The 23,827-nt window shown below is 43.1% G+C and carries 13 protein-coding genes; all 13 read right to left on the minus strand.

Annotation, left to right across the window (positions count from 1 at the left end; genetic code table 11):
• Window positions 1–3 precede the first annotated feature (3 nt).
• The 13 genes from JXR92_RS02800 to JXR92_RS02860 all read right to left on the minus strand — a co-directional run bounded on the left by JXR92_RS02800 (window position 4) and on the right by JXR92_RS02860 (window position 23,810).
• A complete protein-coding gene (locus JXR92_RS02800) occupies window positions 4–1,728 on the minus strand; it encodes a family 43 glycosylhydrolase (RefSeq protein ID WP_117964764.1) in 1,725 nt (574 codons plus the stop codon).
• Between the two features lie 44 nt (window positions 1,729–1,772).
• Window positions 1,773–3,503 (minus strand): alpha-L-fucosidase, encoded by a 1,731-nt coding sequence (locus tag JXR92_RS02805; RefSeq protein WP_171030404.1) that lies wholly within the window; start codon window positions 3,501–3,503, stop codon window positions 1,773–1,775.
• Window positions 3,504–3,540: 37 nt separating this feature from the next.
• Window positions 3,541–5,115 (minus strand): sulfatase family protein, encoded by a 1,575-nt coding sequence (locus tag JXR92_RS02810; protein ID WP_005834483.1) that lies wholly within the window; start codon window positions 5,113–5,115, stop codon window positions 3,541–3,543.
• A gap of 222 nt (window positions 5,116–5,337) precedes the next feature.
• Entirely contained in the window at window positions 5,338–6,189 is an 852-nt protein-coding gene (locus JXR92_RS02815) for an endonuclease/exonuclease/phosphatase family protein (RefSeq protein WP_117600177.1), read from the minus strand.
• 55 nt (window positions 6,190–6,244) lie between these two features.
• Entirely contained in the window at window positions 6,245–7,561 is a 1,317-nt protein-coding gene (locus JXR92_RS02820) for a glucoamylase family protein (protein WP_117600282.1), read from the minus strand.
• A 10-nt stretch (window positions 7,562–7,571) separates the two neighbouring features.
• Entirely contained in the window at window positions 7,572–9,212 is a 1,641-nt protein-coding gene (locus tag JXR92_RS02825; RefSeq protein ID WP_138344676.1) for a glucoamylase family protein, read from the minus strand.
• Between the two features lie 25 nt (window positions 9,213–9,237).
• Complete coding sequence (locus JXR92_RS02830) at window positions 9,238–10,074, minus strand: LamG domain-containing protein (protein WP_117600175.1); 837 nt, start codon at window positions 10,072–10,074, stop codon at window positions 9,238–9,240.
• Window positions 10,075–10,096: 22 nt separating this feature from the next.
• On the minus strand, window positions 10,097–11,617 hold the full coding sequence (locus JXR92_RS02835; RefSeq protein WP_117600174.1) for a RagB/SusD family nutrient uptake outer membrane protein: 1,521 nt from the start codon (window positions 11,615–11,617) through the stop codon (window positions 10,097–10,099).
• Window positions 11,618–11,636: 19 nt separating this feature from the next.
• Window positions 11,637–14,639, minus strand: a complete 3,003-nt coding sequence (locus tag JXR92_RS02840; RefSeq protein WP_165491363.1) for a SusC/RagA family TonB-linked outer membrane protein — start codon at window positions 14,637–14,639, stop codon at window positions 11,637–11,639.
• 438 nt (window positions 14,640–15,077) lie between these two features.
• Entirely contained in the window at window positions 15,078–17,369 is a 2,292-nt protein-coding gene (gene bglX, locus JXR92_RS02845; RefSeq protein WP_119961447.1) for a beta-glucosidase BglX, read from the minus strand.
• Window positions 17,370–17,536: 167 nt separating this feature from the next.
• On the minus strand, window positions 17,537–20,371 hold the full coding sequence (locus tag JXR92_RS02850; RefSeq protein WP_119961378.1) for a ligand-binding sensor domain-containing protein: 2,835 nt from the start codon (window positions 20,369–20,371) through the stop codon (window positions 17,537–17,539).
• 117 nt (window positions 20,372–20,488) lie between these two features.
• Complete coding sequence (locus JXR92_RS02855; protein ID WP_171030405.1) at window positions 20,489–21,889, minus strand: DUF5723 family protein; 1,401 nt, start codon at window positions 21,887–21,889, stop codon at window positions 20,489–20,491.
• A 229-nt stretch (window positions 21,890–22,118) separates the two neighbouring features.
• Entirely contained in the window at window positions 22,119–23,810 is a 1,692-nt protein-coding gene (locus JXR92_RS02860) for a S41 family peptidase (RefSeq protein WP_138344678.1), read from the minus strand.
• Window positions 23,811–23,827: the final 17 nt, after the last annotated feature.

The raw sequence follows: 23,827 nt of genomic DNA on the forward strand, positions 1-23,827 counted from the left end.
TATTTATTTTACATGTTTAACTTCCGAACGTAAAGATACACCATTTTCATTGAAAGCCTCCACACAAAAATAATAATCCTGATCAGCAGTAAGGGTTTTCATCAATAAATCAGTCTTATCATAGACCATCCAAGAGCTGTAAAGTTTGTCCGGTGCAATGCCCCAAAGTATGTTGTAACCTTGTGCACCTTTCACAGCCTCCCAACGGATGGAGATGTCACGACGGTCTGCTTGGCGGTCAAGTACCAACTTTTTGGGTTGTTGCGGTGCCTTCCCCGTACCCAATCCAAAGACGCGAAGTTCAGATATAGCCAGATTCGGTGTCGGTATATCTATATTTTTATAACGGATATAACGGGCAGACTTGGGTAATGCCAGTTCAACATAATCATTCGGAGTATCCCTATAACTTTCCTTACGGTCCACCAATATATCCCAATTCTCACCATCAAGAGAACCTTCGATGAGATAACGGTGATGGAGTCCTTCGTAGCGACCGTACATATTACTTTGATAATCGTGATAGTTTATCTGAACAGCATACACATCAGCAGGTTTCTCTAAATCAATCATCACCCACTGCCGTTCGTCATTAGCCTCGGCAAGCCAAAAAGTTTTAGTCAGTTCATCCGTTAGGGCATCTGCCTTAAATTCGTCTTTTGTAGTAAAAGCCGTCACCGGCTTGCCATACGAGAGCAACATCCAGCCACGGAACTGTCCAGCCTTGCCCGGTACGGCAGGTGCATAACGGGGATAGTCTCCGAAACGGGTATCTACATACATAATGCCATCTTTATCAAACCCTGCCGGAAACATACAAAGGCGACGTTCCCAATTCACATTGATAGAGAGTGACATCGAAGCAAAATGCCAATACTGCCCCCCAGGACCAAGCACGGTACTTCCATGTCCGGCACCGTTCATATAACCACCCGGCTTGTAGGACACCGGATTATGCTTTTGGTAAGTATAAGGCCCCATCGGATAATCGGCCACATAAACACCATCGGCATAGACATTGAATTCCGTTCCCGGAGCACCGTATTGCATATAGTATTTCCCATTATGCTTCGTCAGCCAAGGCCCCTCAATATATCCGCCCAATACAGTATCCGTATGGTTTTCACCGAAACGTTCCCAGCCATGTTTAGGCATATCCAAATTGAAGAGTTCTTTCGTTTCTCCCTTCTTGATGAAACGCCGGTTCTTGTCCAGTTCCATTCCCCTGATAGGATACACATTGGAAGAACCCCAGAACATATACGCTTTACCGTCATCGTCAATAAACAAATCGGGATCTTGCAGATTATGCAAAATTGCCGGAACAGCTTCCCAGTTTCCTGAAGCCGGATTATCCGTATAAAGGATACTCATGGAACCGGAAGGATCACCGGTCACATAAAGTACCGAATCTTTGTAATTATGTGCCGCCGGAGCATTACACCCTTGCGGATACCAGTTCCTGCCCGGACGTACAAACTCCCAGTTCAGCAAATCCCTGGAACGCCAATAACCGTGTGAACGGGTAACAAACATATAATATTCACCCCGGAACTCCACCACAGCAGGATCGGCACCAGAACGGTAGGAGATATTCTTATCCGAATTATAAATCATGTACGTGTAATCGATATTTAAAGGATTACAATAAGTATCCATATGCATGTCTTGTGCAGAAAGGAAATTCGCCAAACACAACAGCAGCACCAAACCACTTAATCTTTTCATCATATTATCCATATTTATATTATTATACTACAGCCCTACCTACGTCACAAAGTTTCTACAACAATGGTCGTACTGATTTTATCAGGAGCGTCTAAAGGTAAAGAAAATATATGATTGTCTCCCATTTTGTCTATAGGTAAAGAAGTTTTCTTCGCATCAATCAATAAATAGGCCCGTTTTATCCCAGAGCCAAAATCCGGGACAAGAAGTTTGCCGTCTTTCGGCCAATATTGAGTAAAAACATGCAAATAAAGAAACTGTTTACCGTCCACTTCTTTTCTGGTAGCTCTTCCCCAATCGAGTTGGCTAACAAACGGACTCGGTATTGTACCATAAATAGCTTCACTGTTCACCTTCATCCAACTGCCGACTTCCTCCAAGCAATTGATGCTTTCAGCAGGGAAAGTACCATCTGCTTTCGGACCGATATTCAATAGATAATTCCCCCCTTTACTGGTAATATCAATCAATTTTTGAAGAACATCCTCTGTAGTCTTCCAGCGTATATCATGGGCAGCATATCCCCAATTGTCATTCAAGGTCATACAAGTCTCCCAATCTGTACCATCTCCATTGGAAGGCATATCAGGTATGCTTTGTTCCGGAGTTTTAAAATCACCCGTCAGCTTATCCTCCATTCGGTCATTAAAAATTAAACGTTCCGTACCAGGTATGTTCTTGATAGCTTTCATCATACGATATTTAAATTCGGGAGCGCTGCTTGCTCCCATATCCCACCAAATAAGATCAACTTTATAATCATTTATGATAGTGTGTAAATGAGGGATAACTATTTCATCCGTATATTTTGCTTTGTCTGCATAGGAAGCTTCCCGATTAGGCGCGTCATTTTGCGGAATCCATCCCATCCCCCCCGGATTATTCCAGTCCAATGCCTGCGAATAATAAAAACCTATTTTCAGACCGGCCTTCCTCGCTTCATTCACCAGTTCTTTCAATATATCCCTGCGGATATCTGTATCTTTAAAAATAGTATGCCCCACAGGTGTATTTAAAAGTGCAATGCCATCATGGTGCTTTGAAGTAATGACAATATATTTCATCCCTGCCTCTTTAGCCATCCTTACCCATTCTTTAGCATCGAATTTTTCTGCTTTGAAATCCTCCTTTGCCCGCTTCAGATACTCATCCCTGGGTATTTGAGCCGCAAACATTATCCATTCGGCATATTGCCCTCTTTTATAAGGTTTGCCTGTAGTTGGGTCTGTCTTTATACTCCCATCGGAAGATACCCATTCAGGACGATAGCATGAATAGTAATCTTTTATCATGCCGTCAGCCTCTATCCAAGGATGTTTTTCATTTGTCTGCAGAAACGTGGGTCCTGTATAATGCCCACCTAATGCAGAATAAGGGCCCCAATGGACAAACATCCCAAAACGGGCTTCACGCCACCACGCCATCCGCTTATCCTTTTGCCTTTTTGTCTCAGCGGTAGCTACATAAAGTTTCTCGCTCTCGCGACTGAACTCTCCATGACTATTCCTAGCCTTCACTGAGAAGAAGTAAATATCAAACGAATTCAGCCCTTCCACTGTAATGCGATTTTCTTTAACAGTCTTATATAAAGTATCTTCCTTGTAAACCTCATAACTTACAGCCTCTACTACATTCTCCCAAATAAGTTCTACGCTATTTGTACCTACACGACTAGCCTTCAAATGACAAGGTATGCGATTGGTAAATGGATCTTGTTGAGCAGACAACATTACACAGCCTACTACTAAAATGATTAATAAATAGATTCTTTTCATTCTAAACTTCATTTATACGTCATAATAATATGCACTATTATTTGCACAGAGATTCAGGAACATCATATTCTTCCTGCAGGCGGGCAAGTTCCGCTTTCAATTCTGCAGCAACCTTCTCCATCCCTTTTTCACCATACAAATTATGCATTTCTGCCGGGTCCTCCTTCAAATCATAAAGTTCCCACTTGTCATCCACATAAAAATGCATCAATTTATAGCGCTCCATCTTGACACCGTAATGTGCACGGACACTATGAAAACCGGGGAATTCATAATAGTGATAGTAAAGTGACTTCCTCCAGTTTCGTGGAGTATTTTCTCCCTCTACCAACCGACGAAATGACACTCCCTGCATGTCTTCAGGAATCTCAATTCCACACATATCGAGAAAAGTGGGAGCGAAATCAATATTTTGAGTTAATCCTGTTACCTGCGTTCCAGGCTTAATATGTCCCGGCCAGCTCATTACCATCGGCATACCGAAAGACTCCTCGTACATAAAACGTTTATCAAACCAACCGTGCTCGCCCAGATAGAACCCCTGGTCTGTAGTATAAACGACAATCGTATTTTTATCCAATCCGGTACGCTTCAAATAATCCAATATTTCTCCTACACTCTCGTCCACGCTTGCCACACAAGCCATATAATCCTGCAAATAACGCTGATATTTCCATTCTGCCACCTCTTTGAAAGTACGCTGTTTCGAATAAAATTCATTGTTCCGTTCACGATAGGCATCCATAAAACGGCGGCGCTCATCCGGCTCCATCGTACCAAGAAAAGCATGAGGCCACGGGTCGAATAGCAGACTGTCGCTATTCATACCCGCAACCATCTTCAAGTCGTGACCTTCGTACATATCACGGTATATATTCATCTTCTGCATTTGTGCCGCATAACGTCCTTCGTATGCATCATAATAATTGTCGGGTAAAGGGAACTGCGTGTGTTCGTACAAATGATAATGCCGTTCGGCAGGCACCCAATTACGGTGAATGGCTTTGTGATGCATCATCAGGAAAAAAGGTTTATTCTTATCCTCGCGCCCACTCATCCAGTCTTCACAATATTGAGTGATGAGGTCAGTTACATATCCTTTATGCCGAGTGGTATCTCCCTCGGTAATAAAATACGGATTATAATAATCTCCCTGATCATTCAAAATCATCCAATGGTCAAACCCGGTAGGCTTTGAAACAAGATGCCACTTGCCGATAATGGCTGTTTCATAACCGTTTGCTTGCAATATCTTCGGCAGTGTCTGCTGCGAACCGTCAAATCCTTTATTTCCATTCCTCATAAAACCATTCTTATGACTATGCTTACCAGTCAGTATGGCTGCACGACTGGGACCGGAAATGGAATTGCAACAGTAATTATTCTGAAATACCGCCCCTTCATGCCCAATACGGTCAATATGGGGAGTAGGAGCTATTTTACCTATGGGATGTCCATATATACTCATTGCTTGTCGGGCATGGTCATCACTCATGATAAAAATAATGTTAGGACGCCTGTTTCCTATTCCTTGTTTCTGTTCTTGTCCTTGCATCCAAACCGAAGGAACAAAGGGCAACAAGGCAATTCCCCAGGATAGTTTATTTTTCATGTATTCATTATTTGTTGTAATTTATCAAAGGCGTAACACCGTTTTATAATTTATTGATTATCAGTACAGTTAGAATGCAGTGCATTCAATATACAACTGAACCCTATTCAGTATACGACTGAATGGCATTCACTATACGACTGAATTAGGTTCAGTATACAAGTGTTTCTTGAGCCCTTATGATTTGTAAATAATGCAGAATAGAATTAGACGAGTGCCTCTTTACAGTTTCAAAGTAACCAATACGGGAGCATGGTCGGAAAGATAGCCATTGTCCGGCTTATCGCCAACTGTGCGGTAACGCTCCACCTCTACAGAAGCATTTACGAATATAAAATCTATCAGCCTGCGCTTCTCCACCGGAATACGTCCGAAGTCATGAAAGCTCCATGTCGGTCCGTAAACGACCTTTGCCGTGGAACAAGCGTTCCTCATTCCACCTTCCGTCAATATAGTAACCGGCTCGGAGTCTACCGTTCCATTAAAGTCTCCAGTGATAACTACCGGAAGCTCTCCCGCTATTTGCTTTATCTTCTCGAGTATTAACTTAGCGCTTTCTCGACGTGCCACCTCACCTACATGGTCAAAGTGGGTGTTGAAAGCAGCTATTTTCCTGCCACTCACCTTGTCTTTCAACACAGCCCAAGTCACGATACGTTCGCATGCCGCATCCCAACCTTTCTTTCCGATGGAATCGGGAGTCTCGCTCAGTCCGAAATCTCCGTTCTTCAAAAGCTCAAAACGATCTGTCTTATAAAAAAGGGAGCAATATTCGCCTTTCTCTTTTCCATCTGCACGACCTACGCCAAGGGCAGTATATTGAGGAAGGCGCTCCTTCAGGTCATCGAGTTGATTCTTTACCACCTCCTGCATGCCCACAATGTCCGGAGCATAATAAGCAATCATCTGTGCTGCATTATCCTTACGGTATTTCCAGTTATTCATACTGTCCGCTACATGATCCAGACGGATATTAAACGACATCACCTCCACCTTAGCTTCCGGTTGCTTGCCGCACGAGGCGACAAGCAATACGAAAGCAACCAATACACTATTGAAAAGCACGTTTTTCATGGTTATAATCCTTTTTAATCTATATAAAATTCACCAAAATCAAATCCAGCCAAACCTAATCAGCCTTATTCAAATAAGGAGACGTAAAGCCTAATCTCTTCAATCCCTTCTGTACATCGGGATGACTCATGAAAAGCTTCCAAATCAAACCGGTGCGATAGTTCTCTATCATCACGATAATCGGTCCCTGGTCAATGGCAAGATACGAAGGCGCAAACCAATCCTCAGTCAGATTAAATGCATCCTTGAAACCATATTCACCCCAAAGACGGTCACCCAGTTCTTCATAGAAATAGCGCATGGCCTCCAAAGAATATTCCGGTGCATAAGGGATGGATGAAAGGGCCGCAGTAGGCGTAATCACGCCGCGATCATTTCCGGGACTATGGGCAGAATAGCCTTTATCACCGTCACTAGCTGTCAATCCCCAGCATTTCTCACCGTAACCCTTATATCCCTTCGGATTGTCAATACAATAGGCACGGTTAATCAAGGTATGAGCCTTCATTTGTTCCTCGTAATTGGCATAGCGGTCCTTCAAACCATGCGGATCAAGCCCCATATAGGAGTAATGAGTAAAGAACAAAGGACCGCCCTTGCCGTTATTGTCCCCGAGAGGAAGCCTGATGCCATAATACTCCCGACCGTTCAGAAAAGTATTCGCACTGGCCCAGCCTTTATGATAAACGCTCCCAGCAATCGGATAAGTAGGAGAAGACGCACCCAAGATATACACAATGTGGCACTCATTATGACCTTTAATCTGGTGATTCATCGCCCATCCGTTATTGGGTGACCAATGCCAGTACATCACATCCTGCCCCTGAGTGAAAAAATTCCACTCTGCTTGGCGCCACAGATTATTAATCATTCCCCTGATACGGTTTTCCGTCGGATTATCCTTTATAAAATACTGATGGGCAGCCAACAAGCCTTCGAACATGAAAGCGGATTCTACAATATCCGCTCCATCGTCTTTACGGCTGAAAGGAATGGTCTTACCGGTTTTACCGTTCATCCAATGTGCCCACATGCCGTGATAACTGTCGGTATTCTTGTCGCTCAAGAAACGAACAATCTTCAGTATACGTTCAGCACCTTGTTCACGGGTGATAAACCCACGTTCTATGCCGACAATGATAGCCATCACTCCGAATCCCGACCCACCAATGGTAGCTGTCTCGGCACCACCGTTACTCCGTTCATGCGCCAATCCGGATTCAGGATGGGCAAAATCCCAAAAATAACGGAAAGTTTGCTTCTGGACGAGGGTCATAAGTTCGTCGTCAGAAAGCTGCTTCTGCGTTTTCTGTCCCGAAATCAAATTAAAAGGATATAGCAAAAGTATCAAATATAGCAATATTCTCATCATAATCATTCTTTTAGTTTAAGCACGGACTCTGAAAGCCAAGCTTCTTCAGTCCTTGTTGGATTTCCGGTATAGACATAAATAAATTCCAAAGGAGACCTGTTCTATAATTCTCTATCATACAGATTATCGGCCCTTGGTCAATGGCTATGTACTGAGTATCGTACCAATCTGCCGTCAAATTAAAGGCATCTATAAAACCATAATCCTTCCAAAGTTTGTCTCCCATCTTATAATAGAAAAAATGCAGCGCTTCCATTGACTCCTCCGGAGTATAAGGAAATGCAGACAAAGCGGCTGTTGGAGCAATGACCCCTTTATCATTAGTAGGTGAATGAGCTGAATATCCCGTATCGCCGTCACTTGCCGTCAATCCCCAACAAGAAGCGCTATAACCCGTATATCCTTTAGGATTTTCCTTACAATAATTGTAATTAATCAATGTATGATTACGATTTTGCACCCAGTAATCGGCATATTGGTCTTCCAGTCCTTGCGGGTTAATGCCCAGAAAAGAATATTGAGATAAGAACAGCGGTCCCCCTTTATCCGAACCTAAAGGAAGAGTGATGCCATAATAAGATTTTCCATTCCTGATTCCTCCATTTTTAGCCCAGCCCGCTTCATATACAACTTTATTGATAGCATGTGTTGGAGACGAAGCAGCAAGTATATAAGTAATCAGACATTCATTCCATCCTCTTATTGCCAGGTTCTTCTCAAAACCGTAATCGGGACTCCAATGCCAATATAGTACATCTTCACCATTTTTCTGGAACCAAGTCCAGTCAATAGCTTCCCAAAGACGGGTTATGTCGGCACGCAACCTGCTTTCTACTTCCATATTTTCCTTGAAATAGGCTCGAGCGGCAAGCAAACCTTGAAATAACAAGGAGGTTTCAACCAAATCGGCACCGTTGTCTTTCTCACTGAAAGGTTTGGTTGCTCCCGTTGCGCCATTTATCCAATGTGCATAAGCACCATGATAAGCCGTACATTCCTTATCAAGAAAAGTAACTATCTTCTGCACCCGTTCAACAGCTTGCTGACGGGTAATAAAACCCCGTTCAGCAGCTACCAGCATGGCCATCACGCCAAAGCCAGTACCACCGGTAGTAACGACATCGCCCGAAGTAGTACGTTCGCGCGCCATTCCGGAATATTCATGCCCAAAGTCCCAGAAGTACTTGAAGGTCTGCTTCTGTACCAATGTCAACAAGTCCTCATCAGGAATACGCTCAAACTTATCAGTATCATCCATTCCTGTCTTAATCATACAAACCTTGCCATTGGAAAGCAGTACCCCGGAGGTGGACTTCACCCCCGGATTGACAATCAATTTATACGATGACAAGATTTTAAACCCCTCCTTAGGAGTCACCGATACTTTTTTCTCTTGCAGGAACTCATAATCGCAGCTTATAGGAAGCTCCTCATGTTTCAAAGCAATATTGTTACGGGCTGAAGCCTCATCTACAGCATCCGAGAACTCCAAAACAATGGCTACATTGGGAGCAACATTCTCAAATGTCTGTTGGTTTTGTTGGTCACCCACAATGATATTCTTCAACTCGAAAGGCTGATTCACCTCAGGTTGATTATCACCACCGCACGCAACCAACAAAAGACATACTATGAAATATAATACTTTCATCTTAGCATCAGATTAAAGTGTAGCTTCATTCTTTTCCAGAGTAAATACTCTGAATTTCGGTTGCCGTCAACACCTTGTCATATAAGCGGAACTGATCAAGCTGACCGGGAAAGTTCTTTGCCCAGGTTTGTGCTCCTGCACCCGAAGTAAGACTCGGAGTAGTGCTGAACTGAAATGCACCAACAGCCAAAGAAGCGCCTACATTATTAAACTTCAATTTCCCACAATCAGGCAATTCTTTGGTAAAGACCCCCTCACCATTACGATAAACAGTAATGGTAGAAGTATTGCCATCATACACAAAAGCCAGATGCACCCATTCGCTACCAAAAATATCATCTATTTTTGCCTCAACCCATCTTTCATCATTCTCTTTTGCTGTCTGATTGAAGATATGAACCTTGAAAAATGCCTGAGTCTCGCTATTATTATTCTCCAAGAAGATGTCGAAGTTGCCCCAGAATTTAATAGAGTTAGGGATAGAGAACAAACCTTGCGCAGAAGTATTCTTAGTGGTTCTCATCCAAAAAGCTACAGTCAAATCACCGATAGTGGGTATGTTATTTTCCAAAATAGAAGGAGTCTTGGCCAAAATGTAAGCATTTTCAGCACCTTGATAGGCCATGCCAGCGATTCCGTCTTCCACAAACTTGGCATTCCCGTTATCTGCTACCAAAAATCCCCATTCACCTTTATCCCGAATGTCCTCTTCATCAAAAGGAAGATACATCTTCAAAGGAGTAGTAGGTACTTCACCGGTACTCTCAGGGTAGTCGAAAGCAGGATGATCCATATCCTGAAAACAAGACTGCATACACAATGCAAACAGGCAAGAAGCCACAGATACTATATATTTTTTCATAAGTAGTTAGTACATTTATAGATTAATAATTGGGATTTTGAACCAATACACCATTCGACTTGTCAATTTCGTCTTGCGGGATGGGCAACAAAGCATGTCTGTCTTGATAACCGGTCTTGCCTGCAGCATGAAGTACCTCTTTAGCAATACCCCAACGAACCAAGTCGTAGAAACGGTCGAACTCCATACCTAACTCAACACGTCTTTCATGACGAATGGCCTCACGCAGTTCATTCTGATTGTTGGTCGTCACTTCCGGTAGGATTCCGATATTATTGCCACGAGCACGAGCGCGCACCATCTCCAAATAGTTACGGGCAGAAGATAAATCACCCAATTCACAAGCAGCTTCGGAAGCCATTAATACCACATCAGCATAACGTATCAAACGAATATTCACCCAATAACCTCCTTTTGTGAATTTCAAACGCATTGCCGGATCTGTATATACTTTTTTGTTAAAGTATTTAGCTATAACATCGGCATTCGAAACTGGTTTCTCGCCATAAGGCTTGTTAGCAGGTATGGACTCCGGATCGTCCTTGCCGTTGCGTATAAAATAAAGCAGGGTTTCGTCTTTTCTCGGATCACCTTCTTCAAAAGCATCTGCCAATTCTTGAGTAGCGGTGTGTTGCCCCCAACCGAGATTCCACTCGCCTGCGCCACGTACACCCTGAACGGAAGCAAACTGGCTTCCTATATCATTAGAACCTGGTTGTGATTCTGTTGCCGTACATTGCAATTCAAAAACAGATTCACTACAGTTTTCACCTTTTTCCCGGAATATGTCTTCATAAGGTGTTTTCAGATTATATAAACCGGAGTTAATCACTTCTTCAGCGGCAGCCTTCATATTCCCCCAGTCATTACGCATCATGTATGTGCGTGCATGAAGAGAACGAGCAGCTCCCCAAGTGAGACGACCTACATAAAGTTGCTCCCACGTTCTGGGCAGACTGTTTTCGGCTTCCGTAAGGTCAGAATCTATTAATTCATATATCTTTGCCACAGAAGACTTTGGAACATTTGCCTCAGCTGCATCATAAACTTTAAAGTCAATCAAAGGCACTTCACCAAAAGCGCGTACAAGGTTAAAATAACAGAAAGCACGTACAAACAAAGCTTCCCCCTTATTGACGAGGTCACCTTCTGTCAATGACGGGTTTTGGCTCATTTCATCAAGCAAATCATTTACCTTATGTATCAATGAATAGTTTTCATTCCAGTAGCTCTTAATCATCCCATTACTTGCCAAATATTCAAAGTCATCGAACATCTTGCCAGTGGCTGCTCCATCGGACAATGTGCTTCCTTTCTCTGCGTCCTCAGAACGCATACCGTGGATTGCCAATGCAGTATTGCCGCTTGTCAAATGAAAACCGCGCAACTTGGCATACATATTAAACACCTGCGTTTCATAAGTACCACCAGTCAAATCATCCTCTGTCTGCTGTCCAAGCGGTTTTCTATCAAACATATCCTCACACGAAGTTAGTGCAAAGCTTACTGCTAAAAATGCTATATAATAAAATATCTTCTTCATAGTCTGCCTTTATATAATTTTAGAAAGTCAAATTAAAACCAATCGTATAAACTGTAGGCATAGGATAGCCTCCACCATCAATACCAAACGAAATAGCACTTCCGCCCACTTCCGGCGTATATCCGCCGTTACGGCTCCAGGTCTTGGGATTCTGCACATTGGTATAAAGACGCAGTGACTGTACCTTGATACGATTCAACAGTCGTTTGTCAAAGTTATATCCCAATTCGATATTACGGATTCTGAAGAAACTGCCATCTTCGATGAAATACGTGGAAGCCTCCTGATTTATTTTGTGTGAAGGGTCGAGCAAGGGCTCCCAATTGGAAGTGCCCTCTCCATGCCAACGATTCAATTGCTCTGTGCGATAATTCAGTTGTGCATAGCTACTGCTTCCCCAATTACGGTAAATTTCATTTCCATAAACACCCATCATGTCAACAGTCAGGTCCAGATTCTTCCATCCCAAATTAACATTAAAACCGTAAGTAAAATCAGGAGTTGGATTACCTATCATTGTACGGTCATTATCAGTAATTTTGCCATTACCGTCAACATCAGCAAATTTCAAATCACCCGGTGTTACCGAACCAACCGAGTTAATCGGAGAGAAACGGATGTCGTCTTCGTTCTGATATACACCCTCAACCTTGTAACCATAGAAATAGCCAATCGGATAACCTTCGGAAACACGTGAGGGACCACTGATAATATTATAGTCTTTGTTTACCAGTGAAAGCACCTTGTTATCAATAGTGCTCAAATTAGCACCTAATCCATATCTCCAATCTTCCCCAATCTTGTCGTTCCAAGAAGCACTAAGTTCAAAACCGCGATTGCGAATCTCACCCACATTCTGTAATCCGGGAACAGTACCTGCAATACCCGGAATGGAAGTCAACATATCTTTTGTTGTTTTGTTATAATAAACCGGAGAAAGCTGCAAACGATCATTGAACATATGCATGTCAAAACCTACTTCCCATGAATAATTACGTTCCCATCCCAAAGTAGGTGAAATCAGTTTGTTGGGGCCTTTACCCGCAATGATATTGTCACCGAACACAGCTGAACCCGAACTAACAATGGTGGCGTATGCCGGATAACTGGAACCGGTATTCTGGCTGCCCAACACACCCCAAGAGCCTTTCAACTTCAAGAAGTTAATTACATTTTGGTTCTGCATAAACTTCTCTTCGGTCATTACCCAACCGGCACCGAAAGAGTAAAAGTTGTCCCAAGTATTACCTGTCTTATAGAAAACAGATGAACCGTCCCTACGGAAAGAAGCATTAAGTAAATAACGATTCTTGTAGTTATACAATGCTCTGAACAAATAAGACATGGTAAATCTGTCACTCTGAGAACCGCCATTAGTTGCCGTAGATACATCGTCGATGGTAGAGAGCCACCATCTGTCCGGGTCGTCGCCCACCAAAATGCCGTAGCCCGCAAGCTGGCTGCGTCCACCACTCAAACTGGAAGACTCATTGTAATTGGTGGTAAGACCGGCAGTCAATGTCAATCCATGATTACCAAACTGTCCGAGATAAGTCAACACATAGTCAGACTGTGCAGCAAGAGAGGTAGACTTGCTTTGGTTCACACTTTCTCTTTCAGTCAACCGTTCTTCCCCCCCCTCCACATCGGGATTATAAACATAAATCAGCGGAGAATATGAACGTCCCTGGCTAGAAGCATAGTCCATAGAGAAAGTCGCTTTGAACGTAAGGTTCTTTAGAATATCTATCTCTCCGAACACATTACCTGCCACGCGATAGTTTTCAGACTTGTTGTGAGCACCGCGCAACTCTGTTTCAATAAGAGGATTCCACACTTGTGCACGCTGGAAGTCGGGCAGCGTATGTATCAGTCCCGATTCAAGGTCATGAGTAGGAGCAATAGGAGCAGCCTTCAAAGCACCATCCACACCCTTTGCATCAGGATACTTAGCACGAACTCCATTAAGTTGGAAACCAAAACGCAGGAAATCGGTTACACTATATTCACTGTTCAAGTTTACGGTAAACTTATTGAGCTTTTCCGTTTTAATGGAACCTTCTTCCATGACGTAACCCAAACCCAAATAAAACTTGCTCTTATCCGTTGCACCTGTAATGCTCACATTGTTATTGGTCAGAAAACCTGTCTGGAATATCTCATCCTGCCAATCTGTGTTACCAGTCCATTGAGTATAATCATAAGGGTCGCTTCCTTGAGATATCAACTGCTCGTTGTACAGCATCTTAAACTCTTCGGCATTCGTCACACCTACACGGTCATAAATAACCTTCCAACCCACTGAGGAGTTGATGTTGACCATCGTCTTCCCTATTTTTGCCCTTTTAGTGGTAATGATGATTACACCATTGGCACCACGCACACCGAAAATAGCCAAAGAAGAAGGGTCTTTCAAGATTTCCATAGATTCAATATCCGCAGTGTTCAGATAATTGATATTGTCCGTGAACAGTCCATCTACCACATAAAGGGGTTTGAAACCGTTAATGGAGTTCGTACCGCGAACACGGATTTCAGGGTCTTGTCCTGCACGGCCCGTATTCACTACCTGTACACCGGCAACCTTACCCTGTATGGATGCCAGTGGATTGGTAGAAGGCTTAGAGGCAATCTCATCCGCTTTCACAGTAACGATAGAACCGGTCAAGTCGCGTTTCTTGGCACTACCATAACCAACTACAACCACCTCATCAATGAGCTGGCTGTCCTCTTCCATCTTCACATTGATAGTTGAACGCCCATTTACGGCAATCTCCTGCTCACGCATACCTATATAACTAAAAATCAAGGTAGCATTAGATGCCACATCAACAATCTGATATTTACCATTTATATCAGTAATACTACCTTTACTCTCCTGCCCTTTTACACGAACAGAAGCGCCGATAACAGTTTCGCCTGTCTTGTCCGTAACGACACCCGAAATCGTAATTTTGTTCTGTGCCATCGAAGTAATGGCAAACAATAACATCACACATGTAATTAGTAGATTTTTCTTCATTTTGTATTGATTTAAAATTCTTTTGCAAACATACCGGAGAAGTTGATATATGTCAAAAAACAAGCTACCACAAGAGTACCACAGTTCACCGGAGGGGTACATCATTGCTACTACTGCATAACATAAACAACAGATTATAAGGAATATAAAAGTATAATAAATATTTAGGTACTATTCATATAATAGAGCAAGAAGATAGAAAAGCAAAGGGGGCTTTTATCCTATTCTGAAGTTTTTTATCCCATATTCAAGAACGTCATACCTTTCACTGCCTCAAAGCCGACCATAAGATTTCCATAACCGATTGCCATTATACGATAGATTATATATCAAGTAAAAACTGCAAAACGTTTGCAGTGAAGATGTAGACAATATGCAGCAACAATGCCATCTCAACGCAGTGGCTTGAATGCTGCATATTGCCGTCTTGAGAATCAGTTAGAGTAACTTGAACGCTGCTTTCTTTACGTCCTGGCTATTTCTGCCAATCATCACCTCAAAATCACCGGACTCGCATACAAAATCAAGATTGTAGTTGTAGAACTTCAGCAATTCGGGAGTAATCTTGAAAGATACTTTTTTAGATTCGCCGGCTTTCAGAAAAATCTTCTCAAAGCCTTTCAACTCTTTCACCGGACGGGTTACACTTCCCACAAGGTCACGAATATAAAGTTGAACCACTTCCGCACCGTCTCTCTTGCCGGTATTGGTCACAGTCACGGTAGCAGTCAGTTCGCCCTTATCCGTCATGCTAGTCTTGTCCAAAGCCACGTCGCTATAAGAGAATGTGGTATAGCTCAAGCCGAAACCAAAAGGATAAAGCGGTTCATTGTCTATGTCTATATAGTTGCTGCGGAATTTCTGGAACCATGCACCGTCGGCAAGAGGGCGTCCCGTGTTCTTGTGGTTGTAGAACAAAGGAATCTGTCCCACGTTCTTCGGGAAAGTCGTAGTCAGCTTCCCACTCGGATTCACATCACCAAACAGTACATCACCGATGGCAAAACCTGCCTCACTGCCTGCAAACCATACATTCAGAATGGCCGGCACGTTTGCCTGCTCCCAGTTCAGTACCAGCGGACGACCGGTAAACAGCACCAGTACCACTGGTTTTCCTGTTTTCAATAATTCTTGTAACAGCATGCGTTGGGTGTCGGTCATTTCAAGATTCGTGCGGCAACTGCTCTCTCCACTCATTTCCGAAGACTCACCGAGCGCAGCCACAATAACATCCGATTTGGCAGCCACAGCAAGAGCCTCGTCCAGCAACTCCTTGTCCGAACGATTGTCACGGTGTAAAGAACGTCCGAACATAGTGGCACGTTTCTCATATTCGGCATCACTCATCAAATTACAGCCTTTCGCAGTCAATATTTCGGCTTTATCGCCTGCTACCGCCTTCAAACCTTCAGCCAAAGAAGTTGCATTCTTCAATACAGCAGCCACACTCCAAGTACCCGGCATATTACTGCGGCTGTCTGCCAACGGACCTACCACAGCAATAGTGCCTTTTTTGGCCAGCGGAAGCACATTACCCTCGTTCTTCAGCAACACCAAACTCTCCGAAGCAATCTTACGCGCAACGGCACGATGCTCTTTGGTAAAGATTTGCTTCTTGGCACGCTTCACATCACAGTATTTATAAGGATTATCGAACAAGCCCAACTTGTACTTAGCTTCCAGAATACGGCGACAAGCCGCATTAATTACTTCTTCTGTCACTTTTCCTTCTGTCAATGACTTCTTGAGCGTACCTACAAATGCATCGCTCACCATATCCATATCCACACCTGCATTCAGTGCCAACGCGGCAACAGTCTGCGTATCGCCCATGCCATGGTCGGTCATTTCTGTAATTCCGGTATAATCTGTCACTACAAAACCGCCAAACCCCCACTGCTTACGCAATACATCCGTCATCAACCACTTGTTTCCAGTAGCGGGAATGCCATCGACCTCATTGAAAGAGGCCATCGCACTTCCCACACCGGCATCAACCGCCGCTTGATAGGGTAACATGTATTCATTGAACATGCGCTGATGACTCATATCTACTGTATTATAGTCACGTCCTGCCTCACCGGCACCATACAAGGCAAAATGCTTTACACAAGCCATAATCTCATCATTACGGCTCATATCTTTTCCCTGATAACCACGTACCATGGCCTGCGCAATGGCTGCTCCCAGAAACGGGTCTTCACCGTTGCCCTCGGACACACGCCCCCAACGGGCATCACGGCAAATATCCACCATCGGACTGAATGTCCAGCAAATACCGTCGGCACTGGACTCAATGGCTGCAATACGTGCCGATTCTTCAATCGCCTTCATATCCCATGTACACGACAATCCCAAAGGGATGGGAAACACCGTTTCATATCCATGAATAACATCCATACCAAATAAGAGAGGAATACCCAAACGACTTTCTTCAACCGCCTGCTTCTGTACATCGCGGATACGTTCCACGCCTTTCAGATTGAAAAGCCCGCCCACTTCACCGGCACGAATACGTTTGGCCACATTACTACTTTTAGCCTGACCGGTCGTAATCTCACCGGTAACCGGCAGATTCAACTGACCTATTTTCTCTTCCAGGGTCATCTTCTTCATTAAATCGTCGATGAAACGATTCATATCGACCGGAGATTTCTGCGCATACGCACTAACGGCAGTAAACACCAACAAGACTAAAAATGATTGTAACTTGAAAAGTAAATACTTCATGTCTTTCATGCTTTTAATTTATAGAAATATTATTTTGCTGCAAATAAAAGAAAAGCATACGACAACCTCCACATCCCGCACTACAACAAAAGTACACCCATCACTAAAAAACAAAAGAGGGAGTACAATATTAATACTTCCCCCATTAATATTCCACTGTAAAACAGTTATTTAAAATTTATAAGGAAATCAGTCAGACTTTCTTCCGGAAGCAGATTGAATTTCTTGCGCAACCGGTATCTTGCAGCATCAACCCCACGTGTAGAAATGTTGAGCAACTTCGCTATCTCCTTTGTCGGCATATTCAAGCGGAGCAATGCACAAAAGCGTAAATCTCCTGAAGTCAAATCAGTATATTGAAGTTTCAGGTTTCGGAAGAAATTTTCATGTATACGGTCAAAATTAGCTTGAAACATTATCCAGTTCTCTTCATCAGACACTATATTATTGTTGACCAAAACAAGAAGTTTATCCAAATTCTTACGACTATGCTGTCCGGACAACTTTTGCTTCTGTATCTCCTCTTTCAATGAAGTCAAAAACTCCTGATGAGCGATATTCATCATTACCACGCTGGACAATTCTTTACTTTTAAAACGCAAATCGGCCTCAAGCTGCTCCTTTTCCAACTCAATAATCTTCTTCTCTTGCCGTTCAAGCTCTGCCTGATGGACTACACGCTGCTGCTCAATCACACGGTCCTTCTTTTTCTTCACAAAGCGATAAACAATATATTGCAGCAAGGCCAGCAGGCACAACCCTATCAGAATGTAGCTTCCCACAGCCCAATAAGACAAATACCACGGAGACAAAATCTCAAAGGGAAACTCCACCGATGCCAAAACTCTACCAGTATCATATATCTCCGCCCGAAAAACATAACTTCCATAAGGAAGACGGGCATACTTTTTCTGCAAATTGCGTCCATCAGGTATCCACTGATCAGAATACCCTTCCAACCGGTATCTTACTTTATAAGTATAATCGTTATAAACCGGATAGCACAATGTAAAACTCACTGTATTAAACTCATGTTCGACCTTGACTCCCGACTGCACGACCAATGTCTTCCGTTTATCACTGAATTCCTCAGTAACCTGCATCTCTGAAATCCATAAAGAACGCCTGGTCTGAGATTTATATAACGAGGAACTATCTGTTTCAATACGGGCAATGGCATTATTCAAGCAAAGATAGGAATGATTATTTCTCTTGTCATAAACCACGCTTCCTCGTTCTTCCACAGCCAGACCGTCAAACAAAGAATATGGAATCCGAAGTTCGATATTGAAAGTATTTATCGCACACTTCACCAAAAACACAGTCCTGTCGCCCACAAACCAATAGTAATCTCCGTTCGCATGACTCACAGTCTTGATTCCTTTCAATTCCATCAATTGCTCATTCATTGTTTCATAAGGAACAATCGAATCAGTCATATCTTCGTAAGTATAGAAATATTCCCCATTAGAAAAAACTACCCGACCATTGATTTTGAACAAAGTAAAACTCCCACCTTTCACTTCTCCCAAGCTCTCATACTTCCGCACATCCTTTACCTGCTTCATATCCGAATCAATCCGAAAGCGATACAAACCATTCCTTAAATGTTTCGCCCAAATATTCCCTTGATGGTCCACTTCTATATGACGAATCATGTGGCTGAACCCACGTAAGGACCGAGTAAAGCAATACTCTCCCGAAGCAGTCTCCGTATATAAATTCAGAAGCGCATAAGCTCCCTCCAACAAAAAAGATTGTTCCTTCAATTCAATCTTTTCCATACACATCCCTCCTTTTACATCAGATACCAGCTTTGATTTCAGTCCTGATATAAAGAAAGTCCCCTTGTTGTGCCCGCAGAAAATCTGTTTTCCCCATTCATCGACGAACCACGCTTGTTCTTCCAAACCCGGAACTAATTCAGTCTTTCCATCCTTAAGCCAATAAAGTCCCTGATTAGAAGCAATATAAGCTTCATTTTCCCTTACCAAGACATCATATACCATGCCTATTTTACGAAATGGAGGTTCATAATAATAGATTAAAGAATTGTTGTGTATATAGGCAATACCTTCATCCAAAGCTGTCCATATATTGTTGTCATCATCACAATACAATCTCAAAACAGTATTGTTCTGTAGTTTATTATCCGTATTGACCTTCCAAATCAGCTTTCCCTTTTTATCCAACGCATATATGCCATCAGATATTGTGCCAACAACGTAGCAACTGTCTTTGGTCATCACCGCACGATTAATGGTATGCTTCCTGAATATATCATCACATTCAGTTTCCCATTTTTCTACCCTCCCATCTCGATACAGGAAACCTCCCTGATTACGGGTAAACATTAAAACCGCATCATCATAAGGGAGCCCGGCCAGGACATCACTATCTCCAAATGCTTTTCTGGGAATAAGTTCTTTCATTTCCCTACCGGCAAAGACATAAAGTCCGCCGTTTATTCTTTGAGAATAAAAAGTATTTCCAACCTGGAACAAATTCAGTGGAAGGTTCTTCATTCGAATACCTTCTACCGAATTTCCATTATAAAAAAAGAGAGAACCGAATGATTGAAATACAATTTCTCCTTGAACGCAAGCAATATCCCAGATTTCGTCATTATGAAACACAAAATCTTTCACCTTATTTTTCAATGAATGATATTGAAGAGTGTCATAAGGAGTACGGACAAAATAACCGAATTCTTCGTAAGAGCCTACATAAATTCTTCCATCTTCACTGATATATATAGCACGCACAATTCCTTTTGTCGGTAATTCATACAGCCGCCAAGCACTTCCATCAAATTCCAACAGCCCACTGTTATTACCGAAATACATCACTCCTCTTTCGTCCTGAGCAATGGCCCAATTCTGAATACCAGCATTATAATCCGACACTGAATAGCTCCTCACTATAGGAGAAAAAGGTATGGGTGAAGCTTGCAGCAAACTACTGAAAACCAAAAACAAGAGAAACGTTATTGCAATTCTCATGAGTACTGTTTATAGGTATTTACCAGCAAAGATAAAGCTTTTTGCGTTTTCGTAAAAACAAAATCGCAGATTATCCTCTTTTATAGAAAGATAACCCACGACAACTGACAACTCACTTTATAAGATTTCAGCAGCTTTCTGTTTTCCCAAAGGAATAGAAACACCCAAATAAGCATTGACATTCTTCGTATTCTTGCCAAAGAACATATAGTCTGTTCCCGCAAAGAAAGGCCCCAGTTTCAGTGCCAGACCGAAGGTTTTACCGGCTCCTTGAAGTACGGAATAGCTGGCAGCTACATTGAAAGCATTCGTCGGACGGATGCAGGCAGAGAAAGTCAGCTCATTCAAAGTTTTCGGCTTGGCAAAACGACCGGTATACAAGGCACCCACTACCAGCCAATCATTCAGCAAGGCATATTCAGCGCCAAGAACCATTGTAGAAGTCAATCCACGGGTACGGCTCTTCTCAGAAGCTTCCTCTGTCTTGAGCTGCAACATGTCATAGTTAAGAATCTCGCCGCTGTTCACAATATTTATGAACTCCTGCTGCGAGGCCGGGTCAAGAAGATCATAAGTCTGCTCTGCATTGGCTCGCGCTATACTGGTATTCGATTTAGACCATTTGATAAAGCCCAAATCAAGAACTGAAGCAGAAAGTGTCAATTTATCCAGTAACTTGTAAGATATTCCCAAATCAATAGCCCCACCATATCCGGCAAAACCGAAACTGCCAAAATCGATTTCATCGATATAATCACCATTCTCGTTCTCGGGAAGTTCTAACAGCTTTGACGAGTTCTCCAAAGTTGCATCCACTTGAATGGAAGCTTTACTCGTCACTCCTGAAGAGCCCACAGAAGGAGTTTCCACATGAATCTGGTTAATGTTCAGCTTTAAGTTACCGATACCCAGCAGCATCTTCACCTTACCGCCTACAGCCAGTCGGTCTGTTATATTCCTTGCAAAGCCAACGCCGACTTCTGCATAGGAATTTATCTCAAGCTTCTGTCCATTAATGGTTTCGTTAATGCCCAAATAGTCAGAAATATTGTCACCAAACTCCAGGTTACTCATGTTATTCATAAACTGGAACATGGTTTTCGGTATGGCAGCACCGATATCATTACGCAACCCCACATTGACTGACCAGAAGTTCTTTCCTTTATACCACCCGGCAGACAGAATGTCGGTACTCAAATTCACATTCAAGTTATTGATAGCATCCAGTCGGTTCATAAAGTCATTGCTCATGAAATAGTCGCTATCATCACTGTTCTCAATAATGTCCATAATATCCCTATACCCCAGGGAACTGGAGTTGACGGTAGCATTCAACGAACCTATCGCGGGAATATTCAGATAACCGCGTCCCGGCATCAAGGCCGGATTGAGCTGCATACGCTGGCTACTTCCTTCCATAAAGTAGGAAGTGCGCAGAAACTGGGCTTGTCCGGAAAGAGAGAAGCAAAGCAACAATACCACAGACAGCCATACTTTCAGAGAATTCAATCGTTTCATAACCTTGTCAATATTTTCATTATCACCTGCAAAAATATAAAACAAGTTAATACCCTACAAACAACTTAACCGAATAGCCGTGTATAAAAGGCTTATACAGAGACTATCCGGTATAAATTAAGGAGCAAATAAAAGAATCCTCTTAAGAATGCCCTTATACTATTTCATCATAAACATTCTCATTTGCTCTCGTAGCGGTACTCAGAAAAACCGGGGCTGCCTCCTTTCTTTATTGCAGAGACATTGACGTCACTGTCGGAGCACTCAACATTTCCTTGTATTTTGCCGGAGCAGTCAGTATCTTTACAGCCTCTTTCAAGTCATCATCATCTTTCAACTGCTGGATAATGCTTCCACGCTGGAAATAATAACGCTTGATGATTTCTACCGCAATCATGCTCTTGATGTCCTTGGAGAAATGGTCAAGGTCACGGTCCAGATTATGCGACAATTTTTTCTCCAGCGCTTCAAACTCTTTCGAAGCATCAGTCAGATAGCCCTCAAATTCGGCCATCTCCTTCAGGTTCTTCAGCATCTTCTCTGTCTGTTGGTCGTATTTGAAGTCCGCCTTCTTCACCATCGCCTTGAAGTCCGCATAATCGGCATCTGTAATTTCAAACTTCTCTGCTGAAGGGATGGTAGGATGTTTCAGGCAATAGTCCGTTGCATAATTGAAAATAAGATTGTCATTGACAAGATAGAACAGAATGTTGGGCAGCTTCTCCTGCTTCACCGCAATGTCCGGAGTCACGCCTCCGCCATCACGCACTTCACGTCCGGCAGCCGTATGGAACACGGTAGTAAGGCTGTCCGGAATACGTCCCACACTGCCGTCCTCATTCCGGTGCTTGTAGTCGATAGCCTGCACACAACGGCCGCTGGGAATATAATATTTAGAAGTCGTCAGCTTCATGGTACCACCGTATGGCAACGGACGGGTGGTCTGCACCAATCCCTTACCGAAAGTACGGTTACCGATAATGACCGCACGGTCAAGGTCCTGCAAAGAACCCGCAAGGATTTCTGACGAGGAAGCCGTTCCGCCATTGACCAGAACAGCCAAAGGAATTTCCAAATCCAACGGTTCACGCAATGTCTTGTAGGTATTGCTGGCTTGCTTAATCTTACCCTTTGTCGTCACAAGTGTTTTTCCGCGAGGCAGAAAGAAATTGGCTATCTCTATGGACTCATCCAGCAAGCCACCCCCATTGTTCCGCAAGTCAATCACCAACGAAGTCATCCCCCGCTTCTTCAAGTCCAGAAAAGCCTGCTTGAACTCCTTGGAAGGATTCCCCGAGAAGGTGCTGAGATTGATATAACCTATATTATTATCCAGCACCGTATAATAAGGTATGAACGGCAATTGGATGGAACGGCGCACAATGTCGAAATCCAACGGTTTCTCTGTACCGGGACGTTGCACTTTCAGCTTGAAGCTGGTACCCACTTGTCCGCGAAGCATCTCGCTGACTTCCTGGTTGTTCTTTCCGGCAAGGTCTTTTCCGTCAATTTCCATCAAAATATCTCCGGCTTTCAGGCCTACATCGGCAGCAGGCATATTCTCGTATGGCTCAGATATCATGGAACGTTTCAGTTTCGGGTTCCAAGTAATCACAGAACCTATACCGCCATAGGAATTCTTCAGCATCTGCTCCAGTTCGCTTTGGTCATCTTCCGGATAATACTCCGTGTAGGGGTCCAGCGAGTAAAGCATGGCATCAATACCTTCACGGATAGTCTTGTTCGGATCAATCGTATCCACGTAAAACATATCCAACTCTTTCACAATGGAATTGAATATATCCAGATTCTTTGCTATTTGGAAACTACGGCTATCACCACTCTTAAACCCCCAAAAACAAACGGCTCCCGCTACAATCAGCAAGGCAACCATCCAGCGTATCTTTAAAATTCTTCTCATAATATGTCTATGTGATA

It is taken from the genome of Bacteroides parvus, assembly GCF_017309675.2.
Taxonomy (GTDB): domain Bacteria; phylum Bacteroidota; class Bacteroidia; order Bacteroidales; family Bacteroidaceae; genus Bacteroides; species Bacteroides uniformis.